The 1,847-nt window shown below is 69.2% G+C and carries 2 protein-coding genes; both read left to right on the plus strand.

Features of this window, described 5'->3' with window-relative positions; translation table 11 throughout:
• Positions 1 to 113 precede the first annotated feature (113 nt).
• Positions 114 to 866 carry an electron transfer flavoprotein subunit beta/FixA family protein gene (locus tag H7F53_RS17540; RefSeq protein ID WP_185680807.1) on the plus strand — a complete coding sequence of 251 codons (753 nt, stop codon included), beginning with the start codon at positions 114 to 116 and terminating at the stop codon, positions 864 to 866.
• Positions 866 to 1,795: an electron transfer flavoprotein subunit alpha/FixB family protein gene (locus tag H7F53_RS17545; RefSeq protein ID WP_185680808.1), complete on the plus strand. Its 930-nt coding sequence runs from the start codon at positions 866 to 868 to the stop codon at positions 1,793 to 1,795. Before H7F53_RS17540 ends, H7F53_RS17545 begins: the two co-directional genes overlap by 1 nt.
• The last annotated feature ends 52 nt before the right edge of the window (positions 1,796 to 1,847 follow it).

Below are 1,847 nucleotides of genomic sequence, written 5' to 3' on the forward strand. Positions count from 1 at the left end.
CTTGACCTTGTGCTGAGGTGGGGCGAAGGGCGTTGGGGATGATTTAACTGATCGACTAAACGGGTCTGTGCTGGTTGCGGGTGCGTTTGGGGCAAGAGGAAAGGCGAGCCACGATGAAGATCCTGGTGCCCGTGAAGCGGGTGATCGATTACAACGTGAAGCCGCGGGTGAAGGCGGACGGGAGCGGGGTTGACCTGGCGAACGTCAAGATGAGCATGAACCCGTTTGACGAGATCGCGGTCGAGGAGGCGATCCGCCTGAAGGAGAAGGGCGCGGCCTCGGAGATCGTCGCGGTCTCGGTGGGTCCGGCCAAGGCGCAGGAGACGCTGCGCACGGCGCTGGCGATGGGCGCGGACCGGGCGGTGCTGGTGCAGGTCGAGGACGGGACCGAGGTGGAGCCGCTGGCCGTGGCCAAGATCCTCAAGGCCGTGGCCGCCGAGGAGGCGCCGGGTCTGGTGATCTGCGGCAAGCAGGCGATCGACGATGATTCGAACCAGGTCGGGCAGATGCTGGCGGCCCTGCTCGGGCGGCCGCAGGGCACCTTCGCCTCGGCGGTGAGCGTCGAGGGCGATGCCGTGGTGGTCACCCGCGAGGTCGACGGCGGGCTCGAGACGGTGCGCCTGGCGCTGCCGGCGATCGTCACCACCGACCTCAGGCTCAACGAGCCGCGCTATGCCTCGCTGCCCAACATCATGAAGGCCAAGTCCAAGCCGCTCGCGGTGAAGAGCCCGGCCGACTACGGGGTCGACGTGGCGCCGCGGCTCAAGACGCTCAAGGTCAGCGAGCCGCCGGTGCGCTCGGCCGGGATCAAGGTCCCCGATGTCGATACGCTGGTCGCCAAGCTCAAGGAAATGGGAGTCGCCTGATGAAGACGCTCGTCTGGGTCGAACACGACAATGCCTCGGTCAAGGACGCCACCCTCGCCGCGGTGACCGCCGCCGGCCAGCTGGGCGAGGTGACCGCGCTGGTCGCCGGCGCGGGCTGCGACGGGGCGGCTGCCGCCGCCGCGCAGATCGCCGGGGTGGCCGGGGTGCTCAAGGCCGATGACGCGGCCTATGCCAACGCGCTGGCCGAGAACGTCGCGCCGCTGATCGTCGCCCTGATGGCGGATTACGACGCCTTCGTCGCCCCCGCCACCAGCCACGGCAAGAACATCGCTCCGCGCGTCGCCGCGCTGCTCGACGTGATGCAGGTCTCCGAGGTCCTCTCGATCGAGGGGCCCAGGACCTTCACCCGCCCGACCTATGCCGGCAACGCCATCGCCACGGTCGAGAGCACCGACGCCAAGCTGGTCCTGACCGTGCGCGGCACCGCCTTCGCCAAGGCCGCGGCCAGCGGCGGCAGCGCGCCCGTCACGGCCGCCGCCGCCACCGGCGATGCGGGCCTCTCCAGCTTCGTCGGCGCCGAGATCGCCAAGAGCGAGCGGCCCGAGCTGGGCAGCGCCAAGGTGATCGTCTCGGGCGGCCGCGCGCTCAAGGATGCCCAGACCTTCCAGGACCTGATCTTCCCGCTCGCCGACAAGCTCGGCGCCGGCGTCGGCGCCAGCCGCGCCGCGGTCGATGCCGGCTACGTCCCCAACGACTACCAGGTCGGCCAGACCGGCAAGATCGTCGCCCCCGAGGTCTACGTCGCGGTCGGCATCTCCGGCGCCATCCAGCACCTCGCCGGCATGAAGGACTCCAAGACCATCGTCGCCATCAACAAGGACGAGGACGCACCCATCTTCCAGGTCGCCGACATCGGACTCGTCGGCGACCTCTTCGCCATCGTCCCCGAGCTCACCGAAAAGCTCTGACACACACCCCAGGCCAAACCGAAAAGCCCCGCAAAACGCGGGGCTTTTCTCT

It is taken from the genome of Novosphingobium piscinae (assembly GCF_014230355.1).
Lineage (GTDB): Bacteria > Pseudomonadota > Alphaproteobacteria > Sphingomonadales > Sphingomonadaceae > Novosphingobium > Novosphingobium piscinae.

Coding starts and splice junctions, on each gene's coding strand:
- H7F53_RS17540 (WP_185680807.1), top strand. CDS start 114: ATGAAGATCCTGGTGCCCGTGAAGCGGGTGATCGATTACAACGTGAAG.
- H7F53_RS17545 (WP_185680808.1), top strand. CDS start 866: ATGAAGACGCTCGTCTGGGTCGAACACGACAATGCCTCGGTCAAGGAC.